The organism is Pseudomonas sp. NPDC077186 (genome assembly GCF_044543505.1).
Classification (GTDB): domain Bacteria; phylum Pseudomonadota; class Gammaproteobacteria; order Pseudomonadales; family Pseudomonadaceae; genus Aquipseudomonas.
Window position 1 is genome coordinate 795,338 of record NZ_JBITWE010000001.1, and the last position, 14,015, is coordinate 809,352.

Below are 14,015 nucleotides of genomic sequence, written 5' to 3' on the forward strand. Positions count from 1 at the left end.
GTGACGACCTATGTGGGAGGGGCTTCAGCCGCGAACTCGCCGCTAAAGCGCCTCCCACAGATAGCCGCGCCCACAACACCTAGGCTTCGTCGGTTGCATTGCAACTGCATGCAACCCATGAAGCCTTCGAACTGGACACTATTTGCACCCAAAAAATGCTTTTGGCACAAGTAGTTGCAATGCAATCCAGATCAGAGCGGACAACCCGCAGCTTGTCCACCTGGAGTCGAGCACGTCGTCAACGCTGCAGATGCCCGTAGAGCTTGGCGTACAGGCCACCGTCGGCGATCAGCTGCTGGTGGTCGCCGTCCTCGGCGACGCTGCCGCCGTCGAACACCAGCACGCGGTCGGCCTGCTTCACCGCGCTCAGGCGGTGGGCGATGATCAGCGTGGTGCGGCCGTTGAGGAACTGCGCCAGCGCCTCGTGCAGGGCGTATTCGGTGGCGGCGTCGAGCGCCGAGGTGGCCTCGTCGAGGATCACCACCTTGGGCTCGGCCAATACCATGCGGGCAATCGCCAGACGCTGGCGCTGGCCGCCGGACAGGCGCACGCCGCTGCGCCCGACCACGCTGTCCAGGCCCTGCGGCAGCGCCTGGATGGTCGGCGCCAACTGGGCGATCTCCAGTGCGCGCCAGCAGGCCTGGTCGCTGCGCTCGCGGCCCATGCACAGGTTGGCGCGCACCGTATCGTTGAACAGCGCCGGGTGCTGCAGCACCACCGCGACGTTGTCGCGCACGCAGTCCAGGCCGATCTCCTCCTGGCTGCTGCCGCCGAAGCGGATGCTGCCGGCCTGCGGCGTGTAGAGCCCCAGCAACAGCTGCACCAGGGTGCTCTTGCCGCCGCCCGAAGCGCCGACTATGGCCACCTTCTCGCCGGGGGCGATGGACAAATCGAGGCGATCCAGTACCGGCTCCTCGCCGTAGGCGAAGGTCAGCCCGCGCACCTCGATGCCGACGGTGTCGCGGCCCTTGAACGGATCGACGCGGCCCGGGTACTGCGGCTCGTCGCGTCGCGCCAGCAGCTCGTTGATCCGCGTCAGCGCGCCGCCGGCGGCGTAGAAGGCGTACTGCAGGCTGAGCAGCTGCTCCACCGGGCCGATCATGAACCACAGGTAGCTGAACACCGCGAGCATCTGGCCGATGGACAGGTCGGAGAACAGCACGGTGAGCATGGCGGCGGCGCGGAACACGTCGATGCCGAACTGAAACAGCAGGCCGCTGGCGCGGTTCGACGCATCGCTCTTCCACTGCGAGGCCACGGCAAAGTCGCGTACCTCGCGTGCCCGCCCACCGAGGCGGCCGAGGAAATAGCCCTGGCGATTGCCGGCGCGCACCTCCTGGATGGCGTCGAGGGTCTCGGTCAGCGCCTGGGTGAAGCGGCCGGTGCTGTCGTTCTCGAGCTTCTTCAGGTGCTTGACCTGCTTGCCCAGCTGCACCGTGGCGTAGATCACCAGCGGGTTGAACAGCAGGATCAGCAGCGCCAGTTGCCAGTGCATCCAGATCAGGATGGCCGAGGTGCCGACCAGCGTCAGCACCGCCACCAGGAAGCGGCTGAGGGTCTCGCCGACGAACTTGTCCAGGGTGTCCAGGTCGGTGACCAGATGGGTGGTGACCGTGCCGCCGCCGAGGCTCTCGTACTCGCCGAGGGAAATGCGTTTGAGCCGCTCGATCAGGCGCATGCGGATGCGGTAGACGATATCCTTCGACAGCCGCGCGAACAGCCGCGCCTGCAGCACGTTGAAGATCAGCGCCGAGCCGCGCAGCAGCAGGGTCAGCAGCAGCATCAGGCCGATATAACCGGCGGCGGTTTCCCAACTGGCCGGCAGGAAGTTGTCCATCACCTTGAGCGCGGCGTCGCCGTCGTGCAGCAGCACCTCGTCGACCAGCAGCGGCAGCAGCAGCGGGATCGGCACGCTGCACAGGGTGGCGAACACCGCCACCAGGTTGGCCAGGATCAGTGCCTTCTTGTGCTGCAGGGCCAGGCGACGGATTTCTGCCCAGCTCAACCGATCAGGCATGGGCGGCGCGCTCCAGCCAGCGGCCGAGCAGCGGCGCCAGCACCTCCAGCGGTTGATAGCCGTTGGTCAGCAGCGCCAGCTGGCCGTCGCGCTCGGCCAGCAGGGTGGGAAAGCCGGCGATGCCCAGATCCTGCACCCAGCTGAAATCGGCGGCGGTGGCATCAACCATGGCCTGGCTGTCGAAGGCCTCGGCGAACTCGATACGCGGAATGCCGGCGCGCTCGGCCAGCTGCACCAGCACGCCGGCCTGGGTGACGTCGACGCCCTCGGTGTAGAAGGCCTGCTGGATCAGCTTGAGCAGCGGCCAGGCGCTGGCCGCGTCGAGGCTGCGCGCGGTGACCAGGGCGCGGCAGGCCGGCTCGGTGTCGTAGACCAGGCCCTCGGGCAGGCCGCGCTCGAAGTCGAACAGCTGCCCGGTGCTGGCGTTGACCGCCTGCCAGTAGCCCAGGTAACGCACCCGCGCCGCGGCGTCGATGGCCACCTGGTCGCGGCGCAGGCCGCCGACCACCAGTTGCAGCGGCACGCCGGCCGCCGCGGCCTGCCCGGCGAGGGCCTCGGCCACCGGGGCGAAACCCCAGCACCAGGAACACATCGGGTCCATCACGTAGAGCAGGCGGCTTGCCATGGTCAGGCCTCGTTCAGTTGGCGGGGGTCGCGTCCCAGAGGATGCGGCTGGTTGCGCGCGCGCGCCAGCTCGATCTGCTTCTGCCGCTCGCGGGCGCCTTCGCGGGTCTTCTCCGGCAGCGAGTCCCAGCAATGCGGGCAGCTGACCCCGGGGCTGTAACGCTCGGACTGGCGGTCTGCCACGGAAATCGGCGTGCGGCAGGCGTGGCACTGGTCGTAGTCGCCTTCGGTCAGGTCGTGGCGCACGGTCACCCGGTTGTCGAAGACGAAGCAGTCGCCCCGCCACTTGGTCTCTTCCTGCGGCACTTCCTCGAGGTATTTGAGGATGCCGCCCTTGAGGTGGTAGACCTCCTCGAAGCCCTCGCCGAGCATGTAGCTGGAGGCCTTCTCGCAACGGATGCCGCCGGTGCAGAACATCGCCACCTTCTTGTGCTGGCGCGGGTCGAAGTGGGCCTTGATGTACGCGGGAAATTCGCGGAACGACTGGGTCTTGGGGTCGATGGCGCCCTCGAAGGTGCCGATGGCCACCTCGTAGTCGTTGCGGGTATCGATCAGCAGCACCTCGGGGTCGCTGATCAGGGCGTTCCAGTCCTGCGGCTCGACATAGGTGCCGACGCGCTGGTTGGGGTCGACGCCCGGCACGCCGAGGGTGACGATCTCTTTCTTCAGCTTGACCTTGGTGCGATAGAACGGCTGCTCATCGCAGTAGGACTCCTTGTGGTCGATATCGGCCAGACGGGCGTCCTCGGCGAACCAGGCGAGCAGCGCGTCGATGCCGGCGCGGCTGGCGGAGACGGTGCCGTTGATGCCCTCTTCGGCGAGCAGCAGGGTGCCCTTGATGCCATTGTCGAGCAGGGTTTGCAGCAGGGGTTCGCGCAGCGCCTGGTAGTCCGGCAGGGAGACGAATTTATACAACGCCGCGACGACGATCTTGTCGGTCATGAACAGTTCTCTCAGTAGTCGCCCACGTAAAGGGCGGACTGGGGCTCGATCGGCGCGAACCCGCCGAATCGAGAAGCCAAACGAAAGCGCCGGCGTGGGCCGGCGCGAGGCGGATTCTACCGCAGTGCAGCGGGCCGGCGCACCCGGCCTGGATCAGTGGCCGCCGCGGCAGGTCGGCGAGGCCGGCGCCACGCCCTGCGCCGCCCACTCCTCGGGGGTGTAGGTGTGCAGGGCCAGGGCGTGGATCTGCGTCATCAGCTCGCCGACCGTGGCGTAGACCTTCTGATGCCGCTTGACCGCGTTCAGTCCGGCGAACGCCGGGCTGACGATCACCGCCTTGTAGTGGGTCTCCAGGCCGCGGCTGTGCATATGGCTCTCGTCCAGCACCTCAAGGTGCTCGGGCTGCAGATCGGCCAGCGCGGCGACGATCAGGTCTTGCTTGGACATCGTGGGCTCCATCAGGGTTGTTTGGCCACGCCGAGCTCGTCGCTCATCTCGGCCAGCAGCTTGTTCACCTCGGGCACGGCGGTTTCCAGCTTGCTCTGGGTGATCTGTGCGGACTGTGCGGTGAGGGTCGGCATCTTCTGCAGCACCTTCTGCCCCAGCGGCGACTCGTAGAAGGCGATCAGTTGCTTGAGCTCCTGCTCGTCGAAGTTGCCGGTGTAGAGCTTGACCATGTCCGGCTTGAGCTTGTCCCAGCCCACCGCCTTGTCCAGCGCGGCATTGGCCTTGGCCTGATAGCTTTCCAGCAGCGCCTGCTTGCCGTCCGGCGCCTGGGCGAAGCGCTGGGCGAACATCTGCTGCACCTGGCCATACACCGGCACGGTCAGCTTGTCGGCATGCGCCAGCTTGAGGAAACGCTCGGCATCGGCGGCATGGCTGGCGGCATCGGCCAGGGCCAGGGACGCCGAGGCGCTGAGCAGAACGGCGGTGCACAGCTTGAATAGATGAGGCATGGGAAGGCTTCCGGGGTGATGGGTGAGTCTGGGTAGACTGCGCTGGCGGCATTTTGTGCCCAAGCCCGGTTTACCTCAAGTCGCCCGCATCGTGCGCCAGCGCACAGAAACCCTGCACACTGCCGCACCCGCTGGTCGGTTGCCAAAATGCCAGTACTTGCCCATGCTTGAGCGTGCTCGGCATGCTGTGCGCCCCCGATTCGAATGGCGTGCGCACTCCTCGCCCCGGCAATTGATCGCCAGCCTGCGCACACACATGGACGTGCCCGATGACCAGTTTCGCCAGCCCCGCCGAATTTCCCCCCCAGCCGCTGTGCGACAGCAAGGGCCGGCTGCTGGCCGAAGCCATCGGCTGGTCCAGCCGACCGCAGGTGCACTGCGCCCTGCGCGGGCACCTCGGCCGGCGCAAGCGCTGGAACCACTGGTGCATCACCACCCCGCAGTGGATGCTCGCGCTGACCCTGGCCGACCTCGACTACCTGGGCTACGGCGCCGCCTACTTCCTCGACCTGGACAACGGCCAAGCCGTGGCCCATACCCAGCTACGCCCCTTCGCCTTCGGCTGCCAGCTGCCCGACCTGCCGCTGGAGAGCCACGCCTTCAACCACCCGCGCCTGCAACTGCGCATCGACGAGCATCCCGGCCGCCTGCGCCTGACCGCCGCCGCCCCGGATATCGGCGGCCAGCCGCTGCAGGTGGCGCTGGACATTCAGCGCCCCGCCCACCTGCAATCGGTCAACCTGGTGGCGCCGCTGCAGGGCGGCGGCTTCCACGCCACCAGCCGCCAGCTCGGCCTGCCAGCCGCCGGCAGCCTGCAGCTGGGACGCAAGCAGTACAGCTGCGCTCCCGGGCAGAGCTTCGCCGCCCTGGATTTCGGCCGCGGCGTGTGGCCGCTGAACAGCCACTGGCAGCGCGCCGCCTTCGCCGCACCGGGCGGCATCGCCGGCAACTTCGGCTCCGGCTGGCTGGAACACAGCGGCCTGTCGGAGAACGCCCTGTGGTTCGGCGGCGAACTGCAGCGCCTGGACAGCCCGCTGAGCATCGAACAGAGCGCCCAGGCGCCGCTGGCGCCCTGGCGCCTGGACAGCGCGGACGAGCGCGTGGCGCTGCGTTTCAGCCCGCGCCAGCTGCACCGCGCCTGCCCCAAGCTGGGCCCCTTCCATGCCGACACCCAGCAGTGGTTCGGTCGCTACGACGGCGTGCTGCGCGGTCCCAAGGGCGAGCGGGTGCCGGTGGACGGCGCCCTCGGCTGGCTCGGCGCGACCCACGCCCGCTGGTGACAGTCGCGATAGAAAATCCGCGGAACCAGTGCCCGACGACGCGGCCTAAACTGCCAGCCGTCCTACTCCCGGAGATCGCCATGAGCCGCACCGAAACCGACAGCATTGGCCCCATCGAAGTCCCCGACGAGGCCTACTGGGGCGCGCAGACGCAGCGCTCGCTGATCAACTTCGCCATCGGCGCCGAGCGCATGCCGCTGGCGGTGCTGCACGCCCTGGCGCTGATCAAGAAGGCCGCGGCGCGGGTCAACAGCCGCAGCGGCGAGCTGCCGGCGGATATCGCCCGACTGATCGAACAGGCCGCCGACGAGGTGCTCGGCGGCGACCACGACGCGCAGTTCCCCCTGGTGGTGTGGCAGACCGGCAGCGGCACGCAGAGCAACATGAACGTCAACGAGGTAATCGCCGGCCGCGCCAACGAACTGGCCGGCGGCACGCGCGGCGGCAAGAACCCGGTGCATCCCAACGATCACGTCAACCGCGCGCAGAGCTCCAACGACTGCTTCCCCACCGCCATGCACATCGCCGCGGCGCAGGCGGTCAGGCACAGCCTGCTGCCGGCCATCGCCGAGCTGCGCGACGGCCTGCAGGAGCAGGCGCAGCGCCATGCGGGCCTGGTCAAGACAGGGCGCACCCATATGATGGACGCCACCCCCATCACCTTCGGCCAGGAGCTGTCGGCCTTCGTCGCCCAGCTCGGCTACGCCGAGGCGGCCATCCGCGCCGCCCTGCCGGCAGTGTGCGAACTGGCCCAGGGCGGCACGGCGGTGGGCACCGGGCTCAACGCCCCCCCCGGCTTCGCCGAGGCCATCGCCGCCGAGCTGGCGGCACTCTCCGGCCTGCCGCTGACCAGTGCACCGAACAAGTTCGCCGCCCTCGCCGGCCACGAGCCGCTGGTGCAGCTGTCCGGCGCGCTGAAAACCCTCGCCGTGGCGCTGATGAAACTGGCCAACGACCTGCGCCTGCTCGGCTCCGGCCCGCGCGCCGGCCTGGCCGAGGTGCGCCTGCCGGCCAACGAACCGGGCAGTTCGATCATGCCCGGCAAGGTCAACCCGACCCAGTGCGAGGCGCTGTCGATGCTCGCCTGCCAGGTGCTGGGCAACGACGCCACCATCGGCTTTGCCGCCAGCCAGGGCCACCTGCAGCTGAACGTGTTCAAGCCGGTGATCATCCACAACCTGCTGCAGTCGATCCGCCTGCTCGCCGACGGCTGCCGCAACTTCCAGCAGCACTGCGTCGCCGAGCTGCAGCCGGACGCCGTGCAGATGGCCGCGCATCTGGAGAACGGCCTGATGCTGGTCACCGCGCTGAACCCGCATATCGGCTACGACAAGGCCGCCGAGATCGCCAAGAAGGCCTACGCCGAGGGCAGCACCCTGCGCCAGGCGGCGCTGCAGCTGGGCTACCTGAACGACGCCCAGTTCGACCAGTGGGTGCGGCCGCAGGACATGCTCGGAGCCGGCAAGCATGACTGAGGGCAAGAGCGGCGCCACGCCGCTGGAAGGCGACGGCAAACGCATTCTGATGATCTTCGGCACGCCCAAGCGCGAGAGCCTGTGCCACGCCCTCGGCGCCGCCTACGCCCAGGGCGCGCGCGACCAGGGCCATGTGGTGCGCCAGCTGAAGCTGGGCGAGTTGCAGTTCGACCCGATCCTGCGCGACGGCTACGACCAGAGCCAGAACCTGGAGCCCGACCTGCTCGAGGCGCAGCGCCTGATCCACTGGGCCGAGCACCTGGTGTTCGTCTACCCGGTCTGGTGGGGCGGCGTGCCGGCGCTGCTCAAGGGCTTCTTCGATCGGGTGTTCCTGCCGGGCTTCGCCTTCAAGTACCGGGGCCGCTCGCAGCTGTGGGACAAGCTGCTGAGCGGGCGCAGCGCCGACCTGCTGGTGACCCTGGACACCCCGCCCTGGTACTTCCGCTGGATCTACGGCGCGCCGGCGCACCGGCAGATGGTGCGCACCATCCTCGGTTTCTGCGGGATCAAGACCCGCCGCCTGGCCGAATTCGCCCCGGTGCGACCGTCCAGCGAGGAGCAGCGCCAGGCCTGGCTGCGCAAGGCCGAGGCACTGGGCGTCAAGGCCTAGGCAGCGCGTAGCGCTGGCCTGGATTGCCGGTTCGTGGTGCGCGCGATGCCCCCTAGGCCCTGGCCAGCCGCCTTGCCTTGCGCGCGCGCAGCCCGGCCAGCAGCGACGGCCCCAGCGCGGTCAGTGCCGAGCCCAGCACCACCAGCAGGGCGCCGCCGTAGGCGATCCAGTTGATCTGCTCGGGCTGCACGTGATCCGGCCACCAGGAGGCCGCCACAGCCACCGAGGCGAAGGTCACCAACGGCGTGATGGCCAGGGTCGCGCTGACCCGCGAGGCCTCCCAGTGCGCCAGCGCCTCGGCGAAGGCGCCGTAGGCCACCAGGGTATTCAGGCAGCAGGCCAGCAGCAGCCAGCCCTGCAGCGGGCTCAGCTCGAGCGCCTGCAGCGGCTGCGCCCAGGGCGCCAGCAGCAGGGCGCAGGCCAGGTAGATCACCATCATCGCCTGCACCGAGTTCCACAGCGTCAGCAACTGCTTCTGCGCCAGGCCGTAGAAGGTCCAGACGAAGGCCGCCGCCAGCACGATCAGCACCCCGGCGGTGTAGGCGGTGAGCGAGGTCAGCAGCTCGCCCAGGCGCTGGTTGAAGAACAGCACGAAGCCCAGCAGCAGGATCGCCAGGCCGATGCCCTGGCCCAGGCTGAACCGCTCGCGGAAGACGAACAGGCTGCTGACCAGCAGCAAAATCGGCGCCACCTGGATCACCAGCTGCGTGGTGCCGGGGCTGAGCAGATTGAGGCCGACCAGGTACAGCACGTAGTTGGCGGTCAGCCCGCCGATGGCCAGCGCCAGCAGCCAGGCGCCCTTGCGCCCCAGCGGGCGAAAGCGCGGCAGCCGGCGCGACGCGGCCAGGTAGGCGAGCAACAGCGAGCCGGCCACCAGCAGGCGATACCAGGTGACGGTGACCGGGTCCATCACCTGCAGCACTTCTTTCAGCTTGATCGGCAGGATGCCCCAGAGCACGGACGTGGTCAGGGCGAGCAGCAGGCCGTAGAGCCAACGGCCGGAGGAGATATGCATGGCGACCTCGAAACGGGCGACCCGGCAAGTCGCGCGGGCCGCAAAGCGCCATTCTAGGAGGCGGGCCGCAACCGGCACAGTAACAGTTAGGCGGCGTTGCACGGCGCAACTGTACCGGCCACACGCCCGACACTGTCAGGGTTCCGGCGTCAAAATCTGAAAAACTCGACAAAAAGCACCAATCAGACCGACAACCTCGACCACTGGTCGCTTCGCTCGGCAGCGCGCAGGGCGCGCAGTAGACTCAAGTCATCCAGCCCTTTGCAGATGGAGCCCGCGCTATGTTCGGCCAACGCAACCTCGATCCCCAGCCCGGGACCCATTACCGCAGTTCGCGCCTGAGCGCGGTCAACGGCCAGTATTTCTTCGCCACCCGCGAAGGCACCCTGGAAGGGCCCTTCATGTCCCGCCACGACGCCGAACAGAGCATCGCCCGCTACATCGACCGGGTAAACATGGCCGACAAGCTGCTGCGTCACAGCAGCGAACATATCGACAACCTGCAACGCCGCGCGGCGATCAAGCATAACCAGGAACTCTGAGCGCAGCTGCATGCAGGGCCGCCATCCCCCGCGGGCGGCGCCTGTTGACTTGCCCGGGGTGCATGCCCCCGCCCCTAAACTCAAAGCCTTGCCAGCCCCAGATCCTGCCGGTGCGCGGCCAGATGCGGCAGCACCGCGGCCAGCAGCGGCTCCTTGAACGCCTCCTGAAAGCGATGGGCCAGCCCCGGAATCAGCTTGAGTTCGGCGCCCCGGATATGCGCCGCCACGTGCACGCCGTGCATCACCGGCAGCAGCGGATCGGCGGTGCCGTGCACCACCAGGGTCGGCACCCGCAGGCGACCCAGCAGCGCCACCCGGCTCGGCTCGGCGAGGATCGCCAGTAGCTGACGCTGCACACCCTCGGGGTTGAAGGCGCGGTCGTAGGCTAGCTGCGCCTGCTGCAGCAACAGCGCACGGTCGTCGCGCACCGCCGGGCTGCCCAGCGCGGCGAGCAGATCGGCCTGCTGCTGCAGCGCCGCCTCGCGGCTGCCCGCCTCGCGCCGCGCCAGCAGGCGCAGCAGCGACTCGTCCGGTGCTGGCAGGCCCTGGGCGCCGGAGCTGGTCATCACCAGGGTCAGGCTGAGCACCCGCGCAGGCGCCAGGTCGGCCAGGTGCTGGGCGATCATGCCGCCCATGCTCGCCCCCAGCACATGGAAAGCCGCGACGCCCAGAGCGTCCATCAGACCCAGGGCGTCGCCGGCCATGTCGCGCAGCCGGTAAGGCGCGCCCGGCGCCAGACCGAGGCGGTAGCGCAGCACCTCGTAGCCGAGGTTGATGGCCGGCGCCGGCTGCCGCCAGCTGCTCAGGCCGACGTCGCGGTTGTCGAAACGTATCACTCGAAAACCCTGCTGGCACAGGCGCTCGACCACCTCGTCGGGCCAGTGGATCAGCTGCCCGCCCAGGCCCATGACCAGCAGCAACGCCGGGTCGCGCTGGCTGCCGATGCTCTGGTAGGCCAGGCGTACCTCGCCGACGTCCGCGTAACGGGTCGGTTGCTCGAGCTCGCAACGAGTCGCCGCCCAGGACGGCAGGCCGCACAGCAGTGCCGCCAGGAAAATCAATAGACGCATGAAAACACCGGAAACGCAGAACCCCACTGAACCGCGAGTCTGGTGATAGTCGTTCGCGAGCGCTGCCACACAACGATGACAATTTGATGAAGGAGGACGAGCGGTCGCCCTGCCGCTCTCCGTTGGGCTTCGCTGCGCTCAGCGCCAACCTACGTCCGTAGGTTGGGTTGAGGAGCCTGCGACGAAGCCCAGCGAAACGGGAACGACCGCCGAACATTGCCCGGCGCCCTCGGCGTTGGGCTTCGCTGCGCTCAGCGCCAACCTACGCCCGTAGGTTGGGTTGAGGAGCCTGCGACAGAGCCCAGCGAAACGGGAACGACCGCCGAACATTGCCCAGCGCCCTCCGCGTTGGGCTTCGCTGCGCTCAGCGCCAACCTACGACGTAGGTTGGGTTGAGGAGTCTGCGACGAAGCCCAACGCCCCTGGCTCCAATCGCACGGCAAGGCAGGCAAACCCGGCAGGGCAAAGCGCCGATCAGGCCAGCTCGGCGCGCAACTGCCTGGCGGCGGCGACCATATTGACCAGCGCCGCCTCGGTCTCCGGCCAGGCGCGGGTCTTCAGGCCGCAGTCCGGGTTGACCCACAGCCGCTCGACGGGAATGCGCGTGGCCGCCTTGCGCAGCAGTTTGACCATCTCGGCGCTGTCCGGCACCCGCGGCGAGTGGATGTCGTAGACGCCCGGGCCGATCTCGTTGGGATAGGCGAAGCGCTCGAAGGCCTCCAGCAACTGCATGTGCGAACGCGAGGTCTCGATGGTGATGACGTCGGCATCCATCGCCGCGATGGCTTCGATCACGTCGTTGAACTCGCTGTAGCACATGTGGGTATGGATCTGCGTCTCGTCGCGCACGCCGCTGGCGGTCAGGCGGAAGGCCTCGGTGGCCCAGTCCAGATAGCCCTGCCAGGCGGCCCGACGCAGCGGCAGACCCTCGCGGAACGCCGCCTCGTCGATCTGGATGACCTTGACGCCGGCCGCCTCCAGGTCCAGCACCTCGTCGCGGATGGCCAGGGCCAACTGGCGCGCCTGCACCTCGCGCGGCACGTCCTCGCGCGGGAAGGACCACATCAGCATGGTCACCGGCCCGGTCAGCATGCCCTTCATCGGCTTGGCGGTCAGCCCCTGGGCATAGCGAATCCACTCCACCGTCATCGCCTTGGGCCGGCTCAGGTCGCCGACTATCACCGCCGGTTTGACGCAGCGCGAGCCATAGCTCTGCACCCAGCCGAAGCGGGTGAAGGCGTAGCCGTCGAGCTGTTCGGCGAAATACTCGACCATGTCGTTGCGCTCGGCCTCGCCGTGCACCAGCACATCCAGGCCCAGGCGTTCCTGCACCTCGACGGCGTGGCGGATCTCGCCGTGCATGGCCTCGGTGTACTCGGCCGCGCTCAGCTTGCCGGCCTTGAACGCCTGGCGCGCCAGGCGAATGGCGGCGGTCTGCGGGAAGGAGCCGATGCTGGTGGTCGGCAACGGCGGCAGCTGCAGATGCGCGCGCTGCCGCTCGCTGCGCGCGGCGAAGGGCGACTGACGCTGGGCATGACGCGGGCGGATCGCCGCCAGGCGCGCCTGCACCTCGGCCTTGTGGATGCGCGTTGATGCGGCGCGGGCGGCCTGCACCGCACGGCTCTGCGCCAGCGCGGCCTGCACCTCGGCCGCCTGCGGCGTCTCCAGCGCCTGGCCGAGCAACGCCACTTCGCGGCATTTCTGCACGGCGAAGGCCAGCCAGCTTTTCAGCTCGGCGTCCAGCCGATCCTCGCGTTCCAGGTCCACCGGGCTGTGCAGCAGCGAGCAGGACGGCGCCACCCACAGGCGCTCGCCCAGGCGTTCGTGGGCGTGGCGCAGCAGCTCCAGCGCCTGCTCCAGATCGCAGCGCCAGACGTTGCGCCCGTTGACCACGCCGAGCGACAGCACTTTATAAGCCGGCAGGCGGTCGAGAATGGTCGGGTACTGCTCCGGCGCACGCACCAGGTCGATATGCAGGCCGTCCACCGGCAGGTTGGCGGCCAGGCCGAGGTTGTCCTCCAGGCCGCCGAAATAGGTGGCAATCAGCTTCTTGCCCGGCTCGCGCTGCAGCAGGTTGTAGGCGCGCTCGAAGGCGTTCTTCCAGTCCTGCGGCAGATCCAGCGCCAGGATCGGCTCGTCGATCTGCACCCATTCCACGCCCTGGGCAGCCAGGCGCTGGAGCATCTCGCCGTAGACCGGCAGCAGGCGTTCGAGCAGCTCCAGCTTGTCGAAGTCGCTGCCCTTGGCCTTGCCCAGCCACAGGTAGGTCAACGGGCCGATCAGCACCGGCTTGACGGCGTGACCGAGGGCATGGGCCTCGTCCACTTCCTCGAACAACTGCTCCCAGCTCAGGGCGAACTGCTGGTCGACGGCAAACTCCGGCACCAGGTAGTGGTAGTTGGTATCGAACCACTTGGTCAGCTCCTGGGCATGGGCGCCGCCGCAGCAGCTGTGGCTAGCCCCCCGCGCCATGGCGAACAGGGTAGCGAGGCCCGGCTTGCCGGCGGCAGGACGAAAGCGCTCGGGAATCACACCGAAGGCCAGGGAGTGCGCGAGCACCTGGTCGTACCAGGCGAAGTCGCCGACCGGCAGCAGCTCGATGCCGGCGTCCTTCTGCAGTTGCCAGTGCTCGGCGCGCAGGCGTCGGCCGACCGCACGCAGGCCGGCCTCGTCGAGCGTGCCTTGCCAATGGGCTTCGAGGGCCTTCTTCAGTTCGCGGTCGCGACCGATGCGGGGAAAACCGAGGGAATGGGACAGGGCCATGTCAGAACGCTCCATAGGGAAATCGGGATGGCGCTATTCTCGGCAGCCGCATCGAGTGAGACAAACTCAAGATATTTGTATTGATCTATAGAATATTTCATGTAAAGGCCGCGGATTGCATGCCCCCGGAGCAGCAGGCGCGGCTGAGCGAGTAGCTAATATCCGAGCCCCGGAGAACATGCAGCCTAGAGCCAAAGCGCCGCCCTCGAACCGCTTTGATTCTTTGCGATATGCCACGTATCTGAGCTGCCACCCAGCAAAAAAATGGCACTTGGCCTTCACTCCAATTAATCTTCCCTACCTGTTTCATCCCTCCCCCGTCGTGCTTTTTCGGAAGCCTTATCGAGTAAGGAACACTCCATGCGCCTGCGCTTTGCCCGCAAGACCCCGCTCGCCCTTGCCGTTTTCGCCAGTCTCGGCGCCTCTCTCGGCCTTCAGGCACAGACCCAGGACGTCAGCGGCCAGGTGCCCCTGGAATTCACCAGCGATTTGGCCGAATCGCTGACCCTGACAGGGACGGCATCCGCTTCCTCGGACGATCTCATCGAGTTCGGTGGCATCCTGATCCAGGGCGATGTCACCAACCAGGCCGATCTCGACGCCTCGGGCGACTCCAACAGCGCCATCGACGTGGACGGCAGCAGCATTACCGGTACCTTCACCAATAACGGCAACCTGAGCAGTCAGGGCAACCCTGCCACCACACTCAACTAAGGGCTCT

13 protein-coding genes are annotated in these 14,015 nt (G+C 68.0%); 5 read left to right on the forward strand and 8 right to left on the reverse strand.

What is annotated here, in order from left to right:
- Positions 1 to 238: 238 nt before the first annotated feature.
- The 5 genes from ACIGKL_RS03655 to ACIGKL_RS03675 all read right to left on the reverse strand — a co-directional run bounded on the left by ACIGKL_RS03655 (position 239) and on the right by ACIGKL_RS03675 (position 4,539).
- Positions 239 to 2,017 carry an ABC transporter ATP-binding protein gene (locus ACIGKL_RS03655; RefSeq protein WP_397485336.1) on the reverse strand — a complete coding sequence of 593 codons (1,779 nt, stop codon included), beginning with the start codon at positions 2,015 to 2,017 and terminating at the stop codon, positions 239 to 241.
- Positions 2,010 to 2,642 (reverse strand): DsbA family protein, encoded by a 633-nt coding sequence (locus ACIGKL_RS03660; RefSeq protein ID WP_397485337.1) that lies wholly within the window; start codon positions 2,640 to 2,642, stop codon positions 2,010 to 2,012. Before ACIGKL_RS03660 ends, ACIGKL_RS03655 begins: the two co-directional genes overlap by 8 nt.
- A 2-nt stretch (positions 2,643 to 2,644) precedes the next feature.
- Positions 2,645 to 3,583, reverse strand: coding sequence for a rhodanese-related sulfurtransferase (locus tag ACIGKL_RS03665; RefSeq protein WP_397485338.1), 939 nt, complete (start codon positions 3,581 to 3,583; stop codon positions 2,645 to 2,647).
- A 153-nt stretch (positions 3,584 to 3,736) separates the two neighbouring features.
- Positions 3,737 to 4,030, reverse strand: coding sequence for a BolA family protein (locus tag ACIGKL_RS03670; RefSeq protein WP_397485339.1), 294 nt, complete (start codon positions 4,028 to 4,030; stop codon positions 3,737 to 3,739).
- A gap of 11 nt (positions 4,031 to 4,041) precedes the next feature.
- On the reverse strand, positions 4,042 to 4,539 hold the full coding sequence (locus ACIGKL_RS03675; RefSeq protein WP_397485340.1) for a DUF2059 domain-containing protein: 498 nt from the start codon (positions 4,537 to 4,539) through the stop codon (positions 4,042 to 4,044).
- A 269-nt stretch (positions 4,540 to 4,808) separates the two neighbouring features.
- Between ACIGKL_RS03675 and ACIGKL_RS03680 the strand changes: the two genes are divergently transcribed.
- The 3 genes from ACIGKL_RS03680 (at position 4,809) to ACIGKL_RS03690 (ending at position 7,904) form a co-directional block, all read left to right on the forward strand.
- Positions 4,809 to 5,819, forward strand: a complete 1,011-nt coding sequence (locus ACIGKL_RS03680; protein ID WP_397485341.1) for a DUF2804 domain-containing protein — start codon at positions 4,809 to 4,811, stop codon at positions 5,817 to 5,819.
- A gap of 80 nt (positions 5,820 to 5,899) precedes the next feature.
- Positions 5,900 to 7,294 (forward strand): class II fumarate hydratase, encoded by a 1,395-nt coding sequence (locus ACIGKL_RS03685; protein ID WP_397485342.1) that lies wholly within the window; start codon positions 5,900 to 5,902, stop codon positions 7,292 to 7,294.
- Entirely contained in the window at positions 7,287 to 7,904 is a 618-nt protein-coding gene (locus ACIGKL_RS03690) for an NAD(P)H-dependent oxidoreductase (protein WP_397485343.1), read from the forward strand. The genes ACIGKL_RS03685 and ACIGKL_RS03690 overlap by 8 nt, the downstream gene beginning before the upstream one ends.
- 52 nt (positions 7,905 to 7,956) lie before the next feature.
- On the opposite strand, the gene ACIGKL_RS03695 is transcribed toward ACIGKL_RS03690, so the two are convergent.
- Positions 7,957 to 8,919: a DMT family transporter gene (locus ACIGKL_RS03695; protein WP_397485344.1), complete on the reverse strand. Its 963-nt coding sequence runs from the start codon at positions 8,917 to 8,919 to the stop codon at positions 7,957 to 7,959.
- A 281-nt stretch (positions 8,920 to 9,200) separates the two neighbouring features.
- Here ACIGKL_RS03695 and ACIGKL_RS03700 point away from each other — a divergent pair, with 281 nt between their 5' ends.
- Positions 9,201 to 9,461, forward strand: a complete 261-nt coding sequence (locus ACIGKL_RS03700; protein ID WP_397485345.1) for a DUF6316 family protein — start codon at positions 9,201 to 9,203, stop codon at positions 9,459 to 9,461.
- An 80-nt stretch (positions 9,462 to 9,541) separates the two neighbouring features.
- Here the strand turns inward: ACIGKL_RS03700 and ACIGKL_RS03705 are convergent, their stop codons facing one another.
- Both ACIGKL_RS03705 and metE read right to left on the reverse strand, forming a co-directional pair.
- A complete protein-coding gene (locus ACIGKL_RS03705; protein WP_397485346.1) occupies positions 9,542 to 10,531 on the reverse strand; it encodes an alpha/beta fold hydrolase in 990 nt (329 codons plus the stop codon).
- A 474-nt stretch (positions 10,532 to 11,005) separates the two neighbouring features.
- A complete protein-coding gene (metE, locus tag ACIGKL_RS03710) occupies positions 11,006 to 13,294 on the reverse strand; it encodes a 5-methyltetrahydropteroyltriglutamate--homocysteine S-methyltransferase (protein ID WP_397485347.1) in 2,289 nt (762 codons plus the stop codon).
- 360 nt (positions 13,295 to 13,654) lie between these two features.
- Here metE and ACIGKL_RS03715 point away from each other — a divergent pair, with 360 nt between their 5' ends.
- Positions 13,655 to 14,008: a hypothetical protein gene (locus ACIGKL_RS03715; RefSeq protein ID WP_397485348.1), complete on the forward strand. Its 354-nt coding sequence runs from the start codon at positions 13,655 to 13,657 to the stop codon at positions 14,006 to 14,008.
- Positions 14,009 to 14,015 lie beyond the last annotated feature (7 nt).

Excerpts from the sequence above, each read along its gene's own strand:
- ACIGKL_RS03655 (WP_397485336.1), bottom strand. The coding sequence starts at position 2,017 with ATGCCTGATCGGTTGAGCTGGGCAGAAATCCGTCGCCTGGCCCTGCAG.
- ACIGKL_RS03660 (WP_397485337.1), bottom strand. The coding sequence starts at position 2,642 with ATGGCAAGCCGCCTGCTCTACGTGATGGACCCGATGTGTTCCTGGTGC.
- ACIGKL_RS03665 (WP_397485338.1), bottom strand. The coding sequence starts at position 3,583 with ATGACCGACAAGATCGTCGTCGCGGCGTTGTATAAATTCGTCTCCCTG.
- ACIGKL_RS03670 (WP_397485339.1), bottom strand. The coding sequence starts at position 4,030 with ATGTCCAAGCAAGACCTGATCGTCGCCGCGCTGGCCGATCTGCAGCCC.
- ACIGKL_RS03675 (WP_397485340.1), bottom strand. The coding sequence starts at position 4,539 with ATGCCTCATCTATTCAAGCTGTGCACCGCCGTTCTGCTCAGCGCCTCG.
- ACIGKL_RS03680 (WP_397485341.1), top strand. The coding sequence starts at position 4,809 with ATGACCAGTTTCGCCAGCCCCGCCGAATTTCCCCCCCAGCCGCTGTGC.
- ACIGKL_RS03685 (WP_397485342.1), top strand. The coding sequence starts at position 5,900 with ATGAGCCGCACCGAAACCGACAGCATTGGCCCCATCGAAGTCCCCGAC.
- ACIGKL_RS03690 (WP_397485343.1), top strand. The coding sequence starts at position 7,287 with ATGACTGAGGGCAAGAGCGGCGCCACGCCGCTGGAAGGCGACGGCAAA.
- ACIGKL_RS03695 (WP_397485344.1), bottom strand. The coding sequence starts at position 8,919 with ATGCATATCTCCTCCGGCCGTTGGCTCTACGGCCTGCTGCTCGCCCTG.
- ACIGKL_RS03700 (WP_397485345.1), top strand. The coding sequence starts at position 9,201 with ATGTTCGGCCAACGCAACCTCGATCCCCAGCCCGGGACCCATTACCGC.
- ACIGKL_RS03705 (WP_397485346.1), bottom strand. The coding sequence starts at position 10,531 with ATGCGTCTATTGATTTTCCTGGCGGCACTGCTGTGCGGCCTGCCGTCC.
- metE (WP_397485347.1), bottom strand. The coding sequence starts at position 13,294 with ATGGCCCTGTCCCATTCCCTCGGTTTTCCCCGCATCGGTCGCGACCGC.
- ACIGKL_RS03715 (WP_397485348.1), top strand. The coding sequence starts at position 13,655 with ATGCGCCTGCGCTTTGCCCGCAAGACCCCGCTCGCCCTTGCCGTTTTC.